The organism is Pseudomonas sp. D8002 (assembly GCF_013385695.1).
Lineage (GTDB): Bacteria > Pseudomonadota > Gammaproteobacteria > Pseudomonadales > Pseudomonadaceae > Aquipseudomonas.
Genome location: NZ_JACAPM010000012.1, coordinates 89,751 through 109,173, shown reverse-complemented (window position 1 = coordinate 109,173; position 19,423 = coordinate 89,751). Strand labels below are relative to the sequence as shown.

The 19,423-nt window shown below is 59.8% G+C and carries 20 protein-coding genes; 13 read left to right on the top strand and 7 right to left on the bottom strand.

Annotated elements, in window-relative coordinates; translation table 11 throughout:
- Positions 1-86: 86 nt before the first annotated feature.
- From argH to HX807_RS06860, 6 genes are all read left to right on the top strand, one after another.
- On the top strand, positions 87-1,514 hold the full coding sequence (argH, locus tag HX807_RS06885) for an argininosuccinate lyase (RefSeq protein ID WP_102369728.1): 1,428 nt from the start codon (positions 87-89) through the stop codon (positions 1,512-1,514).
- 138 nt (positions 1,515-1,652) lie between these two features.
- On the top strand, positions 1,653-2,531 hold the full coding sequence (locus HX807_RS06880) for an amino acid ABC transporter permease (RefSeq protein WP_003211504.1): 879 nt from the start codon (positions 1,653-1,655) through the stop codon (positions 2,529-2,531).
- Between the two features lie 24 nt (positions 2,532-2,555).
- Complete coding sequence (locus tag HX807_RS06875) at positions 2,556-3,320, top strand: amino acid ABC transporter ATP-binding protein (protein ID WP_003211502.1); 765 nt, start codon at positions 2,556-2,558, stop codon at positions 3,318-3,320.
- 25 nt (positions 3,321-3,345) lie between these two features.
- Positions 3,346-4,167 (top strand): ABC transporter substrate-binding protein, encoded by an 822-nt coding sequence (locus HX807_RS06870; protein WP_008432932.1) that lies wholly within the window; start codon positions 3,346-3,348, stop codon positions 4,165-4,167.
- A 147-nt stretch (positions 4,168-4,314) separates the two neighbouring features.
- Positions 4,315-5,484: an MFS transporter gene (locus HX807_RS06865; RefSeq protein ID WP_003211499.1), complete on the top strand. Its 1,170-nt coding sequence runs from the start codon at positions 4,315-4,317 to the stop codon at positions 5,482-5,484.
- A gap of 64 nt (positions 5,485-5,548) precedes the next feature.
- Positions 5,549-6,499 carry a hypothetical protein gene (locus tag HX807_RS06860; protein ID WP_177049579.1) on the top strand — a complete coding sequence of 317 codons (951 nt, stop codon included), beginning with the start codon at positions 5,549-5,551 and terminating at the stop codon, positions 6,497-6,499.
- Positions 6,500-6,511: 12 nt separating this feature from the next.
- Here the strand turns inward: HX807_RS06860 and HX807_RS06855 are convergent, their stop codons facing one another.
- The 3 genes from HX807_RS06855 to HX807_RS06845 form a co-directional block, all read right to left on the bottom strand.
- Entirely contained in the window at positions 6,512-7,168 is a 657-nt protein-coding gene (locus HX807_RS06855; protein ID WP_102369730.1) for a hypothetical protein, read from the bottom strand.
- A gap of 43 nt (positions 7,169-7,211) precedes the next feature.
- Positions 7,212-7,574: a hypothetical protein gene (locus HX807_RS06850; RefSeq protein WP_003211495.1), complete on the bottom strand. Its 363-nt coding sequence runs from the start codon at positions 7,572-7,574 to the stop codon at positions 7,212-7,214.
- Between the two features lie 77 nt (positions 7,575-7,651).
- Complete coding sequence (locus HX807_RS06845; RefSeq protein WP_177049577.1) at positions 7,652-8,458, bottom strand: sulfite exporter TauE/SafE family protein; 807 nt, start codon at positions 8,456-8,458, stop codon at positions 7,652-7,654.
- Positions 8,459-8,573: 115 nt separating this feature from the next.
- On the opposite strand from HX807_RS06845, the gene HX807_RS06840 reads away from it, so the two are divergent.
- Both HX807_RS06840 and HX807_RS06835 read left to right on the top strand, forming a co-directional pair.
- The gene (locus HX807_RS06840) at positions 8,574-9,344 is read left to right on the top strand and encodes a helix-turn-helix transcriptional regulator (protein WP_177049575.1); all 771 of its coding nucleotides are present in this window, start codon (positions 8,574-8,576) and stop codon (positions 9,342-9,344) included.
- 104 nt (positions 9,345-9,448) lie between these two features.
- The gene (locus HX807_RS06835; RefSeq protein WP_177008444.1) at positions 9,449-9,829 is read left to right on the top strand and encodes a helix-turn-helix transcriptional regulator; all 381 of its coding nucleotides are present in this window, start codon (positions 9,449-9,451) and stop codon (positions 9,827-9,829) included.
- Positions 9,830-9,846: 17 nt separating this feature from the next.
- Here HX807_RS06835 and HX807_RS06830 read toward each other — a convergent pair whose 3' ends face one another.
- On the bottom strand, positions 9,847-10,785 hold the full coding sequence (locus tag HX807_RS06830) for a GlxA family transcriptional regulator (protein WP_177049573.1): 939 nt from the start codon (positions 10,783-10,785) through the stop codon (positions 9,847-9,849).
- Positions 10,786-10,901: 116 nt separating this feature from the next.
- Between HX807_RS06830 and HX807_RS06825 the strand changes: the two genes are divergently transcribed.
- Positions 10,902-11,696, top strand: coding sequence for an SDR family oxidoreductase (locus tag HX807_RS06825; protein ID WP_177049571.1), 795 nt, complete (start codon positions 10,902-10,904; stop codon positions 11,694-11,696).
- 6 nt (positions 11,697-11,702) lie between these two features.
- On the opposite strand, the gene HX807_RS06820 is transcribed toward HX807_RS06825, so the two are convergent.
- The 3 genes from HX807_RS06820 to HX807_RS06810 all read right to left on the bottom strand — a co-directional run bounded on the left by HX807_RS06820 (position 11,703) and on the right by HX807_RS06810 (position 15,267).
- Positions 11,703-13,085, bottom strand: coding sequence for an amidase family protein (locus HX807_RS06820; protein WP_256349372.1), 1,383 nt, complete (start codon positions 13,083-13,085; stop codon positions 11,703-11,705).
- A gap of 235 nt (positions 13,086-13,320) precedes the next feature.
- Positions 13,321-14,085, bottom strand: coding sequence for a hypothetical protein (locus tag HX807_RS06815; protein WP_177049569.1), 765 nt, complete (start codon positions 14,083-14,085; stop codon positions 13,321-13,323).
- Positions 14,086-14,208: 123 nt separating this feature from the next.
- Entirely contained in the window at positions 14,209-15,267 is a 1,059-nt protein-coding gene (locus tag HX807_RS06810) for an MBL fold metallo-hydrolase (RefSeq protein WP_008432945.1), read from the bottom strand.
- 124 nt (positions 15,268-15,391) lie between these two features.
- Between HX807_RS06810 and HX807_RS06805 the strand changes: the two genes are divergently transcribed.
- The 4 genes from HX807_RS06805 to HX807_RS06790 all read left to right on the top strand — a co-directional run bounded on the left by HX807_RS06805 (position 15,392) and on the right by HX807_RS06790 (position 19,414).
- Positions 15,392-16,012 carry a TetR/AcrR family transcriptional regulator gene (locus HX807_RS06805; RefSeq protein ID WP_003211473.1) on the top strand — a complete coding sequence of 207 codons (621 nt, stop codon included), beginning with the start codon at positions 15,392-15,394 and terminating at the stop codon, positions 16,010-16,012.
- Positions 16,013-16,200: 188 nt separating this feature from the next.
- Positions 16,201-17,259 (top strand): diguanylate cyclase, encoded by a 1,059-nt coding sequence (locus tag HX807_RS06800; protein WP_177049567.1) that lies wholly within the window; start codon positions 16,201-16,203, stop codon positions 17,257-17,259.
- 239 nt (positions 17,260-17,498) lie between these two features.
- Complete coding sequence (locus tag HX807_RS06795) at positions 17,499-18,818, top strand: PAS domain-containing methyl-accepting chemotaxis protein (RefSeq protein ID WP_177049565.1); 1,320 nt, start codon at positions 17,499-17,501, stop codon at positions 18,816-18,818.
- Positions 18,819-18,898: 80 nt separating this feature from the next.
- Positions 18,899-19,414, top strand: coding sequence for a DUF1003 domain-containing protein (locus HX807_RS06790; protein WP_003211469.1), 516 nt, complete (start codon positions 18,899-18,901; stop codon positions 19,412-19,414).
- The last annotated feature ends 9 nt before the right edge of the window (positions 19,415-19,423 follow it).

Below are 19,423 nucleotides of genomic sequence, written 5' to 3'. Positions count from 1 at the left end.
TTCGTTTTGCTACTGCCCTCCGAATCCATAAGGCCAAGCCACGTCCATCGGGCTTGTCACTTCTAAAAACAAGCGTGAGGAACACCATGTCTCAGCCCACCGATCGCCTCTGGGGTGCTCGTTTCAAGTCCGGCCCGTCTGCTGCTTTGGCGGCGCTGTCCCGTTGCCCCGAGCGCTATTTTCGCCTGACGCCCTACGACCTCGCCGGCTCCCGGGCCCATGCCCGTGAGTTGCAGCGCGCCGGGTTGCTGGATGAGTCGGAAACCTTGCGCACCCTGGAAGCGCTGGACCGGATTGGTGAGGACTTTGCCGCTGGCCGACTGCACCCGACGCTGGATGACGAGGATGTGCACACCTTCATCGAGCGGGTGTTGACCGAGCGTTTGGGCGCCCTGGGCGGCAAGCTGCGCGCCGGGCGTTCGCGCAATGACCAGACGGCCAACGATTTGCGCCTGTTCCTGCGAGACCACGCGCGCACCATCACCACCGAGGTGTTGGGCTTGCAGCAGGCGCTGGTGGACCAGGCCGAGCAGCATATCGAGAGCATCTGCCCGGGCTTCACCCATTTGCAGCAGGCGCAGCCGATTGTGTTCGCCCATCACTTGTTGGCTCATGCGCAATCGATGCTGCGGGATGTGCAGCGCCTGGTGGACTGGGATGCGCGTACGGCGTTGTCGCCGTTGGGTGCTGCGGCGATGGCCGGCTCGGCGATTGCGCGCCAGCCGGAGCATTCGGCCAAGGAGATGGGTTACACCGGGCCGTGCGAAAACTCTATCGACGCTGTAGCCAGTCGCGACCACGTGGCGGAGTTTCTGTTTGTGGCGGGCATGCTCGGGGTGAATATTTCGCGGCTGTCGGAGGAGTTTTGCCTGTGGTCGTCGCGGCAATTTCGCTGGGTGCAGTTGGACGATGCCTACGCCACCGGTAGCTCGATCATGCCGCAGAAGAAGAACCCGGACATTGCCGAATTGGCGCGGGGTAAAGCCGGGCGATTGATTGGCAACCTGACCGGGCTGATGTCCACGCTCAAGTCGTTGCCGCTGTCGTACAACCGCGATTTGAGTGAAGACAAGCACAGTGTGTTGGACAGCGTGGATACGTTGCTGCTGGTGCTGCCGGCGATGGCCGGGATGGTCGCGACGATGAAGGTGCAGGTGGAAGAGCTGCGGCGTCAGGCGCCGATGGGTTTCACATTGGCAACTGAGGTGGCGGATTGGCTGGCCACTCGTGGTGTGCCGTTCAAGGAGGCCCATGAGATTACCGGTGCCTTGGTGCAGGCCTGTGAGAAGCATGAAATTGAATTGTGGGAAGCCTCGCCGGCGTTGTTGGCAGAGGTGGATACGCGGCTGACGCCGCAAGTGCGTGAGTGCCTGACCCTGGAAGCGGCGATTGCGGCGCGCAGTGGTTGGGGCGGTACGGCGCCGGATCGGGTGCGGGAGCAGATTGGGCGGTTGAAGGTGGCCCTGGCTGCGCAACAGAAGTGGGCAGAAAACTACACCGGCTTTCGAATTTAAAGATCGTTCCCACGCTCTGCGTGGGAATGCCTCTTGTGACGATCCGCGTCACGCTTTGGGGACGCAGAGCATCCCTTGCTGCATTCCCACGCAGAGCGTGGGAACGATCAGTGTATTCAGTTGTTTTGGAGAGTCACCATGAAACAAACCCCGGCAGAGCGCTTGCAAGCCGAGCGCCAGCAGACCGAGAACCAGTTCGATATCACCCAGTACGAGCACGTGCCGCGTCGCTATTACGGGCGGATGTTTTTTGCCACGTTGATCGTGATCGCACTGGCTGCCTTGCTGCGTGCATTCGCCAACGGCCAGATCGAATGGTCCTACATCGGTCAGTTCCTCACGTCCGAGGCGATCATCTGGGGCCTGGTGAACACCATCATCATGTCGATCCTGGCCATGGCGCTGGGCGTGGTGATCGGGGTGATCACGGCGATCATGCGCATGTCGGCCAACCCGATCCTGCGTTACGTGGCCATCACCTACACCTGGCTGTTCCGGGGTACGCCGCTGATTCTGCAACTGCTGTTGTGGTTCAACCTGGCGCTGATTTTCCCGGTGATCGCGATTCCCGGGCTGTTCAGCATCGACACCGTGGACCTGATGACGCCGTTCGTGGCCGCCCTCCTCGGCCTGAGCATCAACCAGGGTGCCTACACCGCTGAAGTGGTGCGCGCCGGCCTGTTGTCGGTGGACACCGGTCAGTACGAAGCCGCCAAGTCGATCGGCATGCCGAGCCTTCAGGCGCTGCGTAGGGTGATTCTGCCCCAGGCGATGCGGGTGATCATTCCGCCTGTAGGCAACGAGTTCATCAGCATGGTGAAAATGACCAGCCTGGCGAGTGTGATCCAGTACTCGGAGCTGCTGCACAACGCGCAAAACATCTACTACGCCAACGCCCGGGTCATGGAGCTGCTGATTGTTGCAGGCATCTGGTACTTGGCGGTGGTGACTGTTCTTTCATTCGGTCAGAGCCGCCTTGAGCGTCGTTTTGCCCGCGGCGCCGGCAAGCGTTCGTAAGCCCTGACTGAGGAGATTTGCCCCATGAGAAGCATCGTCAAGGCCGTGAACCTGAACAAGTACTACGACCAGTATCACGCGTTGCAGGACATCAACCTGGAAGTCGAACAAGGCGAAGTGCTGTGCATCATCGGCCCGTCCGGTTCCGGCAAAAGTACCCTGCTGCGCTGCGTCAATCAGCTGGAAAAAATCGACAAGGGCGGCCTGTGGGTCGATGGCGAACTGGTGGGCTACCGGGTCGTCGGCAACAAGCTGCACGAATTGAATGAATCACAGATCGCCCGTCAGCGGTTGGCCACCGGCATGGTGTTTCAGCGCTTCAATCTGTTCCCGCACATGACTGTGTTGCAGAACATCATCGAGGGCCCGTGCCAGGTGCTCAAGCGCTCGCCCAAGGAAGCCACCGAGGACGCGCTGGAGTTGCTGGCCCGCGTCGGCCTGGCGGACAAACGCAATGCCTACCCGGTGGAGTTGTCCGGCGGCCAGCAACAACGTGTGGCAATTGCCCGTGCGTTGGCGATGCGCCCCAAGCTGATGTTGTTTGACGAACCCACGTCAGCCCTCGACCCGGAGCTGGTAGGAGAAGTGCTGTCGGTGATGCGCGATTTGGCCACCACCGGCATGACCATGATTGTGGTCACCCATGAGTTGGGCTTCGCCCGCGAAGTGTCCAACCGCATGGTGTTTATGGATGCCGGCCAGATTGTGGAAGCCGGCAGCCCGGAAGAAATTCTAATAAGCCCACAAAACCCGCGTACCCAAAGCTTTATTTCTGCCGTTCGCACTTAACTAAAAAACTAACGAGAACGCCCCCATGAAAAATCTGTTTCTTCCAAGTTTGCTCGTAGGCCTGATGGCCTCCACTTCGGTTTTGGCGGCGTTGCCGGCAGCGATCAAGGACAAGGGTGAGATCAGCGCGGCCATCGTGCCGAACTACCCGCCGATGGATTTCAAGGACACCGCCACCAACAAGCTCACCGGCCTGGACTTTGACCTGGGCAACGCCCTGGCCGAGCGTTTGGGGGTGAAGATCAAGTGGCAGGAAACCGGCTTCGAACAAATGCTCAGCGGCCTGACCACCAAGCGCGTGGACATTGTGCTGTCGGGCATGAGCGACACTGCCGAGCGTCAGAAGGCGGTGACCTTTATCGACTACTTCACCAGCGGCCCGCAGCTGTACACTCTGGCCAAGCGTGAAGACCTGAAGGAATTGACTGACCTGTGCGGTAAAAAAGTCGGCACCAGCCGACGTACGACCTGGCCGTCGGAAATTGCCGCGTGGAGCAAGGAAAACTGCGAAAAGGCCGGTAAGCCAGCCATCGTGGTGATTGGTACCGAGGGCTCGGCGGATGCGCGGGCTCAGTTGCAGCAGAACCGTCTGGATGCGGCGATGCAGGGCAGTGAAACCATTCCTTACCTAATGTCGCTGGACAAGGGTAAGTACAAGCCAGTGGGCCTGGCGATTTCCAAGCAGTTCACCGGGCTTGGGATTGAGAAGAGCAATACCGAGTTGGTCACGGCCATCAGTGAGGCGTTGCAGGGCATGATTGATGATGGGACGTATGGCAAGATTCTGAAGAAGTGGGATCTGGAGCAGGGTGCGGTGGAAAAAATCAGCATCAATGCCGGCCAGTAACTCGATCTAAATGTGGGAGCGGGCTTGCTCGCGAATGCGGTGGATCAGCCAGTACAGTTGGCACTGACACACCGCATTCGCGAGCAAGCCCACTCCCACACTGGATCTTCATCGCCTTGAAAAAAGAATAAGGACATCCGCCCCACCGTGGCCACGTACTCCCTGGTAATCCGCCGCCTGATGATCTGCTCGGTGACCATCGTCGTCAGCCGCGCCATGACCAGCCCATTGCTCGCCCTGTTGCTGAGCACCCGCCTGGGCCTCAACCAGCAAGACATCGGCTTGCTGATGGGCATCGCCGTGTTCATCGCCACCCTGCTGGGCCTATATGGTGGCTACATCATCGACCGCCTGGAAAAGCGCAAGCTGCTGATCCTGGCGATGCTTTCCAGCTCCATCGGTTTTCTGTTGCTGACCTTCGCCAGCAACCTGTACCTGACCACCCTGACCCTGGTGATCACCGAAGCCGCTTCGGCACTGTTCCTGATCGGCTCCAAGGCGATCATCAGCGAGAACCTGCCGGTGGGCCAGCGGGCCAAGGTGTTTTCCCTGCGCTACACCCTGACCAATGTCGGCTACGCCACCGGCCCGATGCTCGGCGTGGTGATTGCCGGGCAGATGCCCCTGGCACCGTTCCTGATCGCCAGCGCGATTGCCTTTGGCAGCCTGTTCCTGATGATCGGCATCCCACCGACCCAGCGCGACGACAGCAACAAACCCTTAAGTTTTCTCAGCACCCTGAGGACCCTGCGCAGCGATCGCACCTTGATCCTGTTTACCAGCGGCAGCCTGTTGAGCACCATTGTCCACGGGCGCTACACCCTCTATCTGTCGCAGTTTCTGCTGGTGGCCTACAAGCCGGAGAACGCGCTGAAAATTCTCTCTGCGGTGCTGGCGTGCAACGCCATCACGGTGATCCTTATGCAGTACCAGATCGGCCGCTTCCTCAAGCGTGAACAACTGCGCTACTGGATCGTGCTTGGCACCTCGCTGTTTATTGCCGGGTTGATCGGCTTCAGCATGGCAGACGGCCTGGTGTCGTGGTGTGTCGCGATGTTTGTGTTCACCCTCGGGGAGATGATCATCTACCCGTCCGAGTTCCTGTTTATCGACACCATCGCCCCGGACGCCCTGCGCGGCAGTTATTACGGCGCACAAAACCTGGCGGCATTTGGCGGGGCGCTGAGCCCGGTGATCTGCGGCTACCTGCTGATCAACGCATCCCCCGCCTCTATGTTCTATGTACTCAGCGGGCTGACGGCGGTGGGTGGCACCTTGTGTTTCCTGAGTGGCCGGCGTGTGGTGGTCCGTGCGTAATTTCTACTGATATTTGCTCGATATCCCGCTATTAATAGCGAAACCTCTCACGGACCCGAGCCCCATGAAATTCGACACGGCCTACAGCCTGAGTCTCGACGACAAGCTGTCGATCTATGACGTGCGCGACCTGAATTTCGACGAAACCGCCGCCTTCGATTCCGACAAGGACAGTTTCCTGTGCCCCAACGACGAATGCCGGGCGGCGTTTGCGGCGGGCAATGTGTTGGGCACGTTCAATGCAAAAAACGTCAATTACCTGCGTACGCCCCACTTCAAGAACATCCCCAGCACCCGGCATATCGAGGGTTGCCGTTACGCCAGTCGCCCTGCCGGAAAAGGCGAATCTGAGGATGGGCCGGAGGAAAACTTTCCGTCGGAATTTGTCCTGACGCGGCGCCAGTACGAACGCAAAACGCCGGTCATCGGTGCTGAGGGTGGCACCGCACAAGAGCCGCCGAAAACGCCGGCAACCCGCAACGCCTTGTCTCACAGCTCAAGCGACACCACCCCGGACAAGACCAGCGTCTTTGCCCACCCGGTGGAATGCTACGTGTCCAATATCGGCGACAAGGACAAGCTCAAAAGCATGCCCTTGAAGATCGGCGAGCACACCGCGACCTACTGGACGTTTTTCAAGAAGATCGAATACCTGCAGGACAACAAAGGCCTGATCTACTGGGGCAAGATCAAGGAGATCAAGGACTACACCAGCAGCTTTCGCATCGACTTCGAAAAGAAAGCCTGGCTCGACAAGAAGCCCTATTCCATCAACGTTTACCTGAGCAAAAAACTGATCGAGAACTACCGCAAGCGCAAGGCGTTCCTGGAGCAGATCAAGGCCGCGGTGGACAGTGATCGAGCGCTGTATTGCTTCTTCTACGGGGTAACGCCGGAGCTGAAACAGGTGCCAAGCAAGAAAAACCCCGAGCAGACGTTCGGGGTATTCAGTGCCAATATCGAGAACCTGGATCACCTGATTATTCGCGAGGCGCCGGGGTTGGGAGAACGGTAATGCGATTCCAGGTCAGGCCCTTCGGCTGAATAAACGGTACTTTTCACGTGCAAGTGCGGCGCCCGCAGGGTCCAAGCCGCCTACCGTGACCAACCAGTGAATCAGCATTTCCTCATCCGGTAAATGAAGCCCCTTCACATCTTTCAAGCTTCGAGGCGTATGGTTGATTCGAGCGTCGTAATGCAGAGCGCTCCAAGGCATTGCAACAAGATCCACGCCTTCTGCGTCCATCTCAAAACTCCGCAATATTTCGTTGATTTGAGTCTGCGCACTCCGATCACCCCGCTGCTGTAGAGAGTACGACTCGACCAAACTGACGAATTGCTGCTCAGGCACAGACGGATCAACCAAATCCAAAACATCAGACTTCAAGGCGAGATCCAAAACACCACTCATCCACCGATTAATAAAGGTGCGCACGAAGCCATCGGCGTCGGCTTTTTTCATATCAAAAAACAGCATGCAATAGCGGGTTTTCAGATGTATCGCCAACAGCACATGTTTACGTTGCACCGTCGCGGCATGGACCAGCCACTGATGAGGGTCGGCGTACAGGTCATCGCCCTGGCGCTCTTGTGTCGGCAGTTTTTGAACCGGGGTAATTTTTTTGCCTTTGTGAACCCGGCTAAAAAAATTACCAGCCGCCTGCGTACAATTAAAACTAAGCATCAAGATATTTCCTGAATATTCTGACTGAAGTCTAAGACAAGACTCAGTCGCCTTGTACGTGTGCAGCAACCCACTCGATTTCGTAACGCTGCCTGACCGCGTAGCCGATAGCGCTCAATGTCTCTTCGCTTAATACCGACAACTCTGAATCACTCAACAAATCATGCCTGATCATTTGCGCAAGGCTCTCGCGGGCTTTCGAACGACTGTAGAGATCAAACATTCGGACGACATCGTTATCGCGATCCCTGGTGAGGCTATACAGCGTCCTGTACCGAGCCTCGGCAGAAAGCGTTTCGCGCTCGCTGATGGTCTTTGCATCAGCCAGTACGCCTAGGTAAAAGCGTTCAAGCGCCAATGCCCTGAGGACCTTGAACTTCTGCCAATCGCTTTCGGAAATGGACATGACATCCCCCGGTCACTTTCTTTTGAATAGAGAAGTAACCCTAGCCTGCGGCTAAAAGAACGCAAAATCCACTTGCGTCAGACCAGCATGCTCACCATCACCACGCCCAACAACCCGATATACACCCGCGCATGCAGTGCATCCGGGATACGACCAATCCACGGCGTGGCCAGGCGAATGCCCAGCAGCGAACCCAGGGTGAGGATGGCAAACGCCAGCAAATCGACATAGCCGACAAACCACGCGCCCAATTGCACCTTGGCGAATCCCGCCATGAGCATGTAGGTGAATGTACCGGCCAGCGCCACCGGCACGCTCAGCGGATTAGCCATGGACGTGGACTGGGACATGCTCAAGCCACAACGGCGTAACAGCGGCACGGTCATCACGCTGCCGCCCACCCCCAGGAAGGTCGCGATCAGGCCAATGGCGATGCCGCCGCCCGTCACTTCCATGCCGCTCAGGCGTCGTGGCTGGAGCCTGTCGTCCTGGCTGAGAAAGCCCCTGCGCAACAGACAATCGACGATGGTGACGGCCAGGTAGGCGATAAAGGCGTACCGCATGAAATCGCCGCTGGCGAACATTGCAGCCCCTGCCCCCAGCACGGCGCCGACCCCGATGTACCCGCCCAACGGCCACAGGTAGTGGCGAATCAGATTACCTTTGCGCTGGTGTTTTCCGGTAGCAAGCAGCGCGTTGACGATCATCACGCAGGTCGAGGTGGCGACCGCGATATGCATCGCTGATCCACTCACGCCCGCGTCGTGGCTGAGCTTGAGCATGCCGTACAGCAACGGCACCACCACGAACCCGCCACCGAAGCCGAACAGCACAGCGGTCACGCCGGTCATGCAGCCGAACAGTGCCAGTAATAGATAGAACATCGAGAATCGCCTTCAGTATCAGGGAGAGCTGTCGACGATAGAGATTCAAGGCTTGGCCCGCTTGCGCATGTCGGCCAATAATGTGCGAGATATTGCCACTTCCGGGATCAGCTCCATGCGCAACGTTTCCATCGCTCAGCTCGACCTGACCCCGCGAACGGTCGTGGCAATCGGCACCGACTATCCCCACGGCTATCTGCTCAAGCGCCACAGCCATCGGCGCGGCCAGTTGTTGTATGGCGCCACCGGGGTGATGCAAGTCAGCACCCAGCAAGGCAACTGGGTTGTGCCGCCCCAGCGCGCGGTGTGGATTCCCGCCCAAGTGCCCCATGAAGTGCTGATGCTCGGCGTGTCGACGCGCAGCCTGTATATCGAACCGCACGCCGTCACCGACTTGGGCACCGACTGCCACGTCATCAACGTTTCCCCCCTGATGCGCCAGCTGCTGATGGAGGCGGTGGAGCTGCCGCTGGAATACGACGAGGCCGGGCGCGACGGTGCGCTGGTCAGCCTGCTGTTGCATGAACTGGCACGCGCCACGCACTTGCCCCTGCATATCCCGCTGCCGGAGGACCCTCGCCTGCTTGCTCTGTGCCTGGCGTTTCTGCAGCGGCCGGACGTGCACCAGTCACCGGTTCAATGGGCGCAACAATCGCACCTGAGCCTGCGCACCTTCAGCCGGCATTTCCGCCAACAAACCGGCCTGAGCTTCGTGCAGTGGCGCCAGCGGGCCTGTGTTGTGCAGGCCTTGGCGCGGTTGGCCAGCGGTGCAAGCGTCACCCTGATCGCCCTGGACCTGGGCTATGAAAACCCGGCGGCATTTTCCAGCATGTTCCGCCGGGTGCTTGGGCAGTCACCGAGCACCTACCTGGAAGGGGCGAAATAGAGCGGCGGCAGCGCTATCGGAAAATCCAGTTGATGAGCGGTCAAAACAACTGTACAAAAACACAGTATAGTTTGCCCTCCCCCCGTCGAACCTGGAGAAAGTCCATGTCCTCTCTGGCAATGAGCAGCACCGTAGAACAGCAGATCGTCCTTCATCAATTCACCCCACGGCACAGCGTCCAGGCCCGCCTGATGCTGGGCTGGAGCCGGGAAGACCTGGCCCGGGAAGCGGATGTGGAAGTGGACGCCCTTCAACGTTTTGAAAGCCATGGCGATGTGGACGATGAAGTCCGCCTGAGTGTGGCGTTTCGCCTGGAGGCTGAAGGGTTGGTGTTTTTCCCGGGCTTTGCGCCGGGCTGGGGGATGAATGTGCGGGGCCGCGCCAGCACTCCGGCACAACCGGCCGCCAAAGGGATCATCTCAAGGTTTCTGGATTCAACAGCGGCGTCCATTGACCCAACAACACCTCAGCCCAATGGTGCGTAGCGCGCAAGGCCATCAACTCACGCCTGCAACTGCAACGCCCGACGGATCATTTGTGGCGGTTGGCCAAACGCTCGCAGGAAGGCTCGACGCATGCGCTCCGGGTCACCGAAGCCCGTCTCCCGGGCGACGACGTCGATGGAGTGGCTGCCGGATTCGAGCATCAAGCGCGCGGCTTCAATGCGCAGGTGTTCTACCGCCTTGGCCGGCGATTGCCCGGTTTCGGCGCGGAACAGTCGGCTGAACTGACGCGGGCTGAGGTGTGCCGCTTGCGCCAGTTGTTCTACCGAGAGGTCCTCGTGCAAGTGCCCTTTGGCCCACGCCAGGGCGGTTTGTACGCGGTCGGACTTTGGGTCCAGTTCCAGCAACGCCGAGAACTGCGACTGGCCACCGGCACGGCGATGGTAAACCACCAGTTTTTTCGCCACGTCGCGGGCCACTTCCACGCCCAAATCGTGCTCGACCAGGGCCAAGGCCAGGTCGATGCAGGCGGTCATCCCGGCAGAGGTCCAGAGCGGGCCATCGACGGTGAAGATCCGGTCTTCCTCCAGCTTCACGTTGGGGTAGCGCTGGCGAAACGTCATGGCGTGGTACCAGTGGGTGGTTGCCTTGCGCCCTTCCAACAGGCCGGCCGCTGCCAGGTGGAACGAACCGGTGCAGGCCGATGTAACCCGGCGCGACGCCGTCAATGATGCTTGCAGGTACTCCACCATGCCAGGAGTGGGCTCAAGTAGTTCGTTGTCCCCCAGCACCAGGATCGTGTCGTAGACCTGCTGCCCGAACGCCAGGCTATCAATGGCAAAGCCCATGGAGCTTTTTATCGGCCCGCCATGCTCCGACAACAAGTCCACGCGGTAGAACGGTCGCCCCACCACGAAGTTGGCAAATTCGAACACGCTGCTGGTGGACAGGCTGAGCACCTGGAAACCGGGAAACAGCACGATACCGACGGACACCATGGCCAAACCTCATGTCTCTAAAGGAGGGATATATGACATTGCGGCCACCACATTACACCCATAATCTTGGTTCCAACAAGGCCGATCCCCTCCCCGGCCCATTTGGAGCAACTGCCATGTCGCAACATAAAGGTTATGCCCTGATTACCGGTGCTTCGTCAGGAATTGGCGCGGTGTATGCCGACCGCCTGGCCCGTGCCGGCTACGACCTGATTCTTGTGGCCCGCAACCAGCAACGCCTGGAGCAGTTGGCAACACGCTTGAAGGCCAGCACCCAGCGTGACGTTGAAGTGATAGCGGCCGATCTCAATCTGCCGGCCGACTTGGCGCGTATTGCCCAGCTCGCGCAGGACGACAGCCGTATCAGCCTGCTGGTGAATAACGCCGGTGTGGGCGCCACAGCTTCGCTGCTGGAGTCGGATGCCGACAAAATGGACGCGATGATTCTGCTGAACGTACTGGCGCTGACCCGCCTGGCCAAAGCCGCGGCAACCAACTTTGTCGCCCAAGGGCGTGGCACGATCATCAACATCGGCTCGATTGTCGCTCTCGCTCCCAAAGTGCTGAACGGCGTGTATGGCGGTACCAAAGCGTTCGTGCAGGCGTTCAGCGAATCGCTGCAGCATGAGCTGAGTGACAAGGGCGTAGTGGTCCAGGTGGTGCTGCCAGGCGCTACCGCCACGGAGTTCTGGGACATCGCCGGCCTGCCTGTGAACAACCTGCCGGAAGCCATGGTGATGACCACCGAAAACCTGGTGGACGCCGCCCTGGCAGGCCTCGCCCAAGGCGAAGCCGTGACGATTCCGTCCCTGCCGGACAGCGCCGATTGGGACACCTACGAAAGCGCACGGCTGGCCCTGGGCCCGAACCTGTCGCACCGTGAACCCGCCGCTCGTTATGGGTTGAAGTAATCCGGACTAGCGCAGGCCGGGTGTAAACGCAGGCTTCCTGATTGCATGGGAGGCCTGCTCATACCCGTAGGCGACCGACAGCAACGTGGCTTCGCTCAAATTTGCCCCATAAAAGTGAACGGCCGTTGGCATCCCTTCATCATCCATTCCCGATGGCATCGAGATACCGGGATAACCGGCCACTGCCGAGTAGTAGTAACTGTACGAGTGAAAATTGGACACTATTGCGTCAAGCTTATGCTCGGCCAGCGGCTTATCGATGGTGTTTTTGAAAATCGGGCCGATGGCAGCCCATAACTCATTGCGCGCCTCATCACTGATATCCATCCCGTTGATCATGGTGAGCATCTGTTGATCCGGCACACCCGGACCGCTGTTGCGCTCGTTGAATTCAATCAGCTCAGCCAGCGACTTCACCGGCAAGCCTGCCCGTCCGGCCAGGTAGGCTTCAAGCTGGTGTTTAACGTCCGATAACAACGCGTCGTTATATTGTTCATGGGTTTCGTACGGGACGCCCTCACCCAGTTGACCCACGGGTACCAATGTCGCGCCCTTGCCTCGCAGCAACGTAATGGCATCCTCGAAGTGCTGCCTGTCGGCTTTTTTCGCCGGGTCGTTGGCATCTTCTGCAGATAACTCAGGCAACGGCGTATAGCCGATGCGCTTGCCCACCAAGGCGTCAGGCTTGATTCCCTGGGTGTAGCGGTTGGTATCCGTCATCGCATCCAGTGCTTGCGCCGCATCACGCACGTTACGGGTGAAGGTGCCCACCGTGTCCTGGCGGGAACTGGTCATCACCCCTTCAGTGCTCACTAACCCTTCGGTCGGTTTGAAACCAATAACACCGTTGTAAGCCGCCGGCGTAATGATTGAACCATTGGTTTCGACCCCCAATGCCAAGGGCACAATCCCTTGAGCAACGGCTACCGCAGAGCCCGTACTCGAGCCCGCCGCCTGGCCATCCAGCCGATGCGGGTTGAGGGTCAAGCCGCCCCTGGAGCTCCAGCCATCAACCGGCGCCTCAGAGCGAAAATTGGACAATTCGCTCATGTTAGTTTTTCCAATAATCACAACGCCAGCCTTCAGCAGGTTGTCCACCACCTTGGCGTTCCTTGAAGCGGGCCTGCCCACCAGCGCCATGGAGCCACCGCTGGTCTGCATCTTGTCGCCGGTTTCGAACACATCCTTGAGCGCTATCGGAACGCCATGCAAAGGCCCGCGCACTTTGCCTTCGGCCCGTTCCAGATCCAGCGCACGGGCGTTCACACGAGCGTCAGGATTGATTTCAATGAACGCATTGCCGCCCTGCAAGCCCTTGTCCATGTTGGCGATCAGCTTCAGCGAATCCCTCACCACCGAATCGGAACTGGCCCCATTGGGCCGGGTCATGGCCGCCGCCAAATCGTCGGCACTCCTGTAGGCCTGTGGCGGGTTCACCACTGCATCGAAAAGCCCCGCTGCCCATCCCGCGCCCAAACCTGGTCCAATCATAAATACTCCCCGCCTGCCTGAATGTTGGGAATACCGTTCGATATCCCTGCCTCAGTCTAAGAAGCGAAATACTCGATGACTCGGGGGCAACTCTTACCGCGGCGTACGATCACTCTCCCCATGGCGTAGGCCCTTAAAGCCGCCCTAGAACCTGCTGACAACCTCGCACCAACGCCGCCAGACGATCTCTGGACCAGTGCGCACCATAGAACCAGACGACCCTCGACACCCCGTCGACGTCGGTGCCCGCGGGCACGCTGAAGCGTGGGTTATCGGCAGTCGCTGCTTTGTGGAAAGCAACACCTTGCGCATCCGCCACCACCCCATCCAGGCGGTTTTCCGTGACCCGGTCGTTAATCTCATTGCCGGGGTCCAGGGTGAAGTGACGTGTGTCATCGGTCACCCGCGCCGTCACAGGCACCAATTGCGCACCGGCTGCACGCAGTACGTCCAGTACCCGGGCAAAGTGCGGGCTGTGTTTGGCGGGTTTGCGCACATCACCGGTAACGTACTCGCTGGCAAAACCAATACGGCTGCCAGCCAGGGGCGGTGTGTTGATCAGATGACCCGGATCAGCGACGGGTGGAATCTCCACCATCACCCGCCCCTCGGGGTCGACACCGCTGAGGGCAATCAGTGATAACGCGGGATCGCGCACGCTGTGCATCATGGGGCCAGGGAGGTCGAGCCTGGGGCCGTAACCGCCCGTGGAGCCAAACTCCAGGCCGCCCTGGTGAGTGGCCGAATTGACGATCGTACCGGCCGCATGACTGCCAAACACAACACCCTGGCTGGCAGTGGGGGCGCAAGGCTGGGGAGTACAACTGTCCCCCGATCCTGAAGGCTTGAACAGGCAGCGCACGCCCGGCCCCGTGACCTTCCTACTCTTATCGTCCATACACTCCCACGCCCCGGAATAAAGTTTCGAGGCGTGATTGCATCCCTTCAGCGAGGTGGATGTCTGTCGGAAATGGCTGGTTTTGGCTCGTTCAAAAGCCCTGAAAGCGCGATCAGACGGTGATTATCCGCTGACGTGCGCTTCACTGCCCTGATGCTCGACGTCCAGCCACCAGGCCTGCCCGCGCTCCGGCTGGTTGAGCATGAACGCCTGCCCCATCGCCGGTGTGGTGATCGACACGTTACGCTCCCATGCCAGCGCCATGATGCGGTCGAAGGGTTCGTGCCATGCATGAAACGCCAGGTCGAACGTGCCGTTATGGATCGGCAGCAGCCAGCGGCCCTTCAAGTCGATGTGCGCCTGCAGGGTTTCTTCCGGTTGCATGTGCACGTGGGGCCAGTCGACGTTGTAGGCACCCGTCTCCATCAGGGTCAGGTCAAACGGGCCGTACTGCTCGCCGATACGCTTGAAGCCCTCGAAATAGCCGGTATCACCGCTGAAGAAAATTCGCCGTGAGCCGTCGATCATCACCCACGAACACCACAGCGTCTGGTTGCCATCGAACAGGCCGCGCCCGGAAAAGTGCTGGGCAGGCGTGGACACAAAACGAATCCCGTCCACTTCAGTGCCCTGCCACCAATCCAGCTGCCGCACCTTGCTGGCATCCACGCCCCACTTGACCAGCGTATCGCCCACACCCAGCGGCGCGAGGAAATAGCGGGTCTTGTCCGCCAGTTGCACCACCGCCTTGTGGTCCAGATGGTCGTAGTGGTTGTGGGAAAGAATCACCGCCTCGATCGGCGGCAGGTCCTCAAGGCTGATCGGCGGCTGATGGAAACGCTTGGGGCCCGCCCAACTGAACGGCGAAGCACGCTCGGCGAACACCGGGTCGGTCAGCCAGAACTTGCCGCGCATTTTCAGCAGCACGGTGGAATGGCCGAGGCGGAAAACGCTATGGTCCGGGGCGGCAAACAGTTGCTCGCGAGTCAGCGGCTGCACCGGGATCTCACCCACCGGGCGCGTGCTACGGGGCTTCTGGAAGAGCATCTTCCACATGATGCCCAGGGTCTTGCCCAAGCCGCCATGCTGGATGGGCTTCTGATTGGTGAAGTGACCTTGATGCTGTTCGGAAGACTTGGGCGCTGTAGAAGAACTGTCGAGACGGGTTGAGATCGTGGCCATTACCGAGGAACTCCTGCAGACTGCTCTAAAAATTACACTGCACAGTGTAGTTTCTAGATTGCAACAAAACCGGGAGCAAGTAAACTACCGAGTGTAAGTTTCCCTTCAGAGCCGAACTCCCACCATGACTGTACCCCTGCGCCTCACCGACCGTAAACGCGAAGCCATCGTGGCAGCCGCCATTGCCGAGTTTCGTGACAACGGGTTCGAGGTCACCAGCATGGACAAGATTGCCGCCACGGCGGGGGTTTCCAAGCGCACGGTGTACAACCACTTCCCGAGCAAGGAAGAGCTGTTCGCCGAGATCCTGCATCAACTGTGGGCCAGCAGTGTTGCGCAACTGGACGTCAGCTACGCCAGCGACCGCCCGCTGCGAGAGCAACTGCGCGGGTTGCTGCAGGCCAAGATGACGATGATGTCGGACGCCAACTTCCTCGACCTGGCCCGGGTCGCGATTGCCGCCACCATCCACTCGCCGGAACGTGCCCAGGACATGGTCAACCGCCTGAGCAAGCGTGAAGAAGGCTTCACCCAATGGGTGCGCGCCGCCCAGGAAGACGGCCGGCTGAGCTGCACCGACCCATGCTTCGCCGCCCACCAGGTGCAAAGCCTGCTCAAGGCCTTTGCCTTCTGGCCACAGATCACCCTCGGCCAGCCGACCCTGGACGCCGACGCCCAAGCGAACGTCATCGAGTCGGCCATCGACCTGTTCCTCGCAGGCTATGAGGTCGTGCCGCAGCACTGACCTGTTGCAGGAACGACATCCAAGGTCGTTTTTATCTGATTCGCCGCGTGTCCTTTGCAAATGGCCTGGAAGGACACTGATTATTCCCACGCGAATAACTGACAATATTCACACGTATTATCCGACCAGTGGTTTTCCCGATCACGTGTGCCGTCGTACCTGCAAAAAAAGAATCGACCCAGGAATCTATGGAAAACCAACGAGGCAAAGGGCTGTCATTTGCCAGACGTATCTACAGGCCAAGGATCATCGGCTTGGGCATCGGCTGCATCAGCGTCATCGCCGCGCTCTACCCACTGCCAATGCCAGGCTGGGTCTGGGCGTTGCTGCTGTTCAATGGTTTTGGCTGGGCGCACCTGGCCTATCAACTTTCGACCCGCTCCGATTTCCCCTACAAGGCGGAACGGCGAAACCTGCTCTACGACTCGCTGCTCGGCGGGTTCTGGGCGGCAACTACACAGTTCACGCCACTGACGGCCGTGACCATCCTGTCGATGATGACCATGAACAACGTCGCCGCCGGCGGCAAACGCCTGTTCCTCCACGGCATCGTGGCGCAACTGGCAGGTATCGGCGTGTCCTGGCTGCTGTTTGGCATCCACTTCAATCCCGACGTCAGCCTGGTCCAGGTCTACGCCTGCCTGCCGATGCTGACCCTGTATCCCATGGCGCTGGGCATGGTCTGCTACCGCCTGGCGATCAAATTGTCGGAACACAAACGCGCCCTGAGCGCCTTGAGCCGCACCGACAGCCTCACCGGCCTGCTCAACCACGGTTCGTGGAAAGACCTGCTGCACCTGAAGTTTCACAAGTGCCAGCAACAACATGGGAACGCCACCATCGCACTGATCGACATCGACCATTTCAAGCAGATCAACGACAGCTATGGGCACATCATCGGTGACCAGGTTCTGCGCCAACTAAGCCTGGAACTTCGACGCAACCTGCGGGCAAACGACCTGGCCGGGCGATACGGCGGCGACGAGTTCTGTGTGATTCTTCCTGACATGCCCATGGAACAGGCCGCGCAAGTCATGGAACGCATGCGCGAGGTGTTCAGCAATTACCGCAACCCGGAAATCCCCGAGCTGCGGGTCAGCCTGAGCATTGGCCTGGCGTCTTTCCAGAGCACCTTCACCGACGCGGCCATGTGGCTCAACGCAGCGGACCGCGCGCTGTACGCGGCCAAGGACACCGGCCGTAACCGAGTCAATATCAGCGACTACGTGGTCGCCCATTCCGCCTGAATCCCGCCCTCTGCATCTCGTCTGAATTAAACGCGCCCGTCGCCGACCGATAGCATAATGCCGCCATTGGTCGACTGGCATAGAACTTCTTGCCGGCCATACGACTCAGAACCCGCTGTTCCACCCCGCTGTCAGCACAAGGAAGCTGGCAATGAGCACGTTTGCCGTAGGGCCAGGCCTTACGGTGGCAGGCGCCCCCATGGATACCCCTGACGCTTGCTTCCCCCGAGCACACGACCATGCTATTCAACGCCCATAAAAAAACCATCAGTACCCTGCAAGCCACCCTTGCCCAGCAAGCCAGCCTTCTCGACGCCATCGACCGCTCCATGGCGGTGATTGAATTTGATCTGCAAGGCACAGTCCTGCGGGCCAACGAGAATTTCCTCAAGGCCATGGGCTACACCGCCGACCAAGTCGTGGGCCAGTCCCACCGCCTGTTCTGCACCCCGGTCTTTGCCCGCAGCGCCGAGTACGGCCAGCTATGGACGCAACTGCGCAACGGCCAATTCCAATCCGGCACGTTTGAGCGCGTGACCAGCGACGGCCAGCCGATCTGGCTGGAGGCCAGCTACAACCCGGTGCGCGACGAGTCCGGCAGCGTGGTGAAAGTGGTGAAGTACGCCATGGACGTCACCCCGAAAATGCAGGCCGAGAGTGAAGCCAACGCCAAGTTGCAGGCCATCGACCGCGCCATGGCGGTGATCGAGTTCAACCTCGACGGCACCATCATCAGCGCCAACCAGAATTTCCTGCAGCGCATGGGCTACAACCTGGCGCAGGTGCAGGGCAAGCATCACCGCATGTTCTGCACACCGGAGCTGGCCAACAGCAGCGCCTACAGCGATTTCTGGCGACGGCTGAACCAGGGTGAGCTGTTCAACGGCCAGTTCGAACGCATCGACAAAAACGGCCAGGTGGTGTGGCTGGAAGCCAACTACAACCCGGTATACGACGCCAGCGGGCGCCTGTGCAAGGTGGTGAAATACGCCTCCGACGTCACGGCCATGGTGGAGAAACACGCGGCCGACGCGCAAAGCGCCACCCAGGCTTATCACATCTCGCTGCAAACCCGGGACATCGCCGAAAAAGGCGCCGAGGTGATCCAGCAGACCGCCACCGGCATGCGTGAGATTGCCGCCAATATCGACGGTTCTTCCGCGCTGATCGCCAAGCTGGGCGAGCGTTCGCAGCAGATCACCGCCATCGTCAACACCATTCGCGGGATTGCCGACCAGACCAACCTGCTGGCATTGAACGCTGCCATCGAAGCCGCACGCGCCGGCGAACAAGGGCGTGGCTTTGCGGTGGTGGCCGATGAAGTGCGGCAATTGGCGGCGCGCACCAGCGGTTCAACGGCCGAGATTTCGTCGATGATCGAGATGATCCAGACCGAAACCCGCCAGGCCATCGACAGCATGGACGGTACCCGCGACCGCGCCGCCCAGGGCGTGGACCTCGCCAACCAGGCCGGCACCGTGATCCTGCAGATTCGCGAAGGCGCCAGCGAGGCGGTGCAGGCTGTGAGTGCGTTTGCCAATGAACGGGGCAACAGGTAAGCGACAGGCTTCTTCATGTGCCAGGCCGAGGGCTCGGTCTATAGTGGTGGCTTGTCTTACGCCACGGATTCGAGCCCGCCATGACCCCGGATAAACCTGAAGCCAACGTTGACCACCTGCGCTTTCATCGTAAACACGCCCATCTCGCGCCGACCTTTGGCAACGACACCTTTGCGTTGAAAGCCGAAGCCTTCGCGCGCTTCTTTGGCACCCCGACGTTCCTGGGGGCGCAGACGGCAATCGTGATTCTGTGGGTCGTGCTCAACATGACCGGCATCACGCACTTTGACGTCTACCCGTTCATCCTCTTGAACCTGGCGTTCAGCCTGCAATCGGCCTACGCCGCGCCGTTGATTTTGCTCGCCCAGACCCGCCAGGCCGCACGGGACAAGGCCCAATCCGACGCCGACGCCCAGCACCGCGAAGCCCTGGCCGTGGCCAACACCGAACGCCAGGCCCAGGCGGCGCAGACCACCAAGCAACTCCTGGAACTGTTGGAGCAGAACACCAAGCTCACCGAGATGACCAAACAACTGACCGAACGCATCGAAGGGCTGACCAGCGAAATGCACGACCAATTCGTGCGCAAGACCTGACCCTCCCAC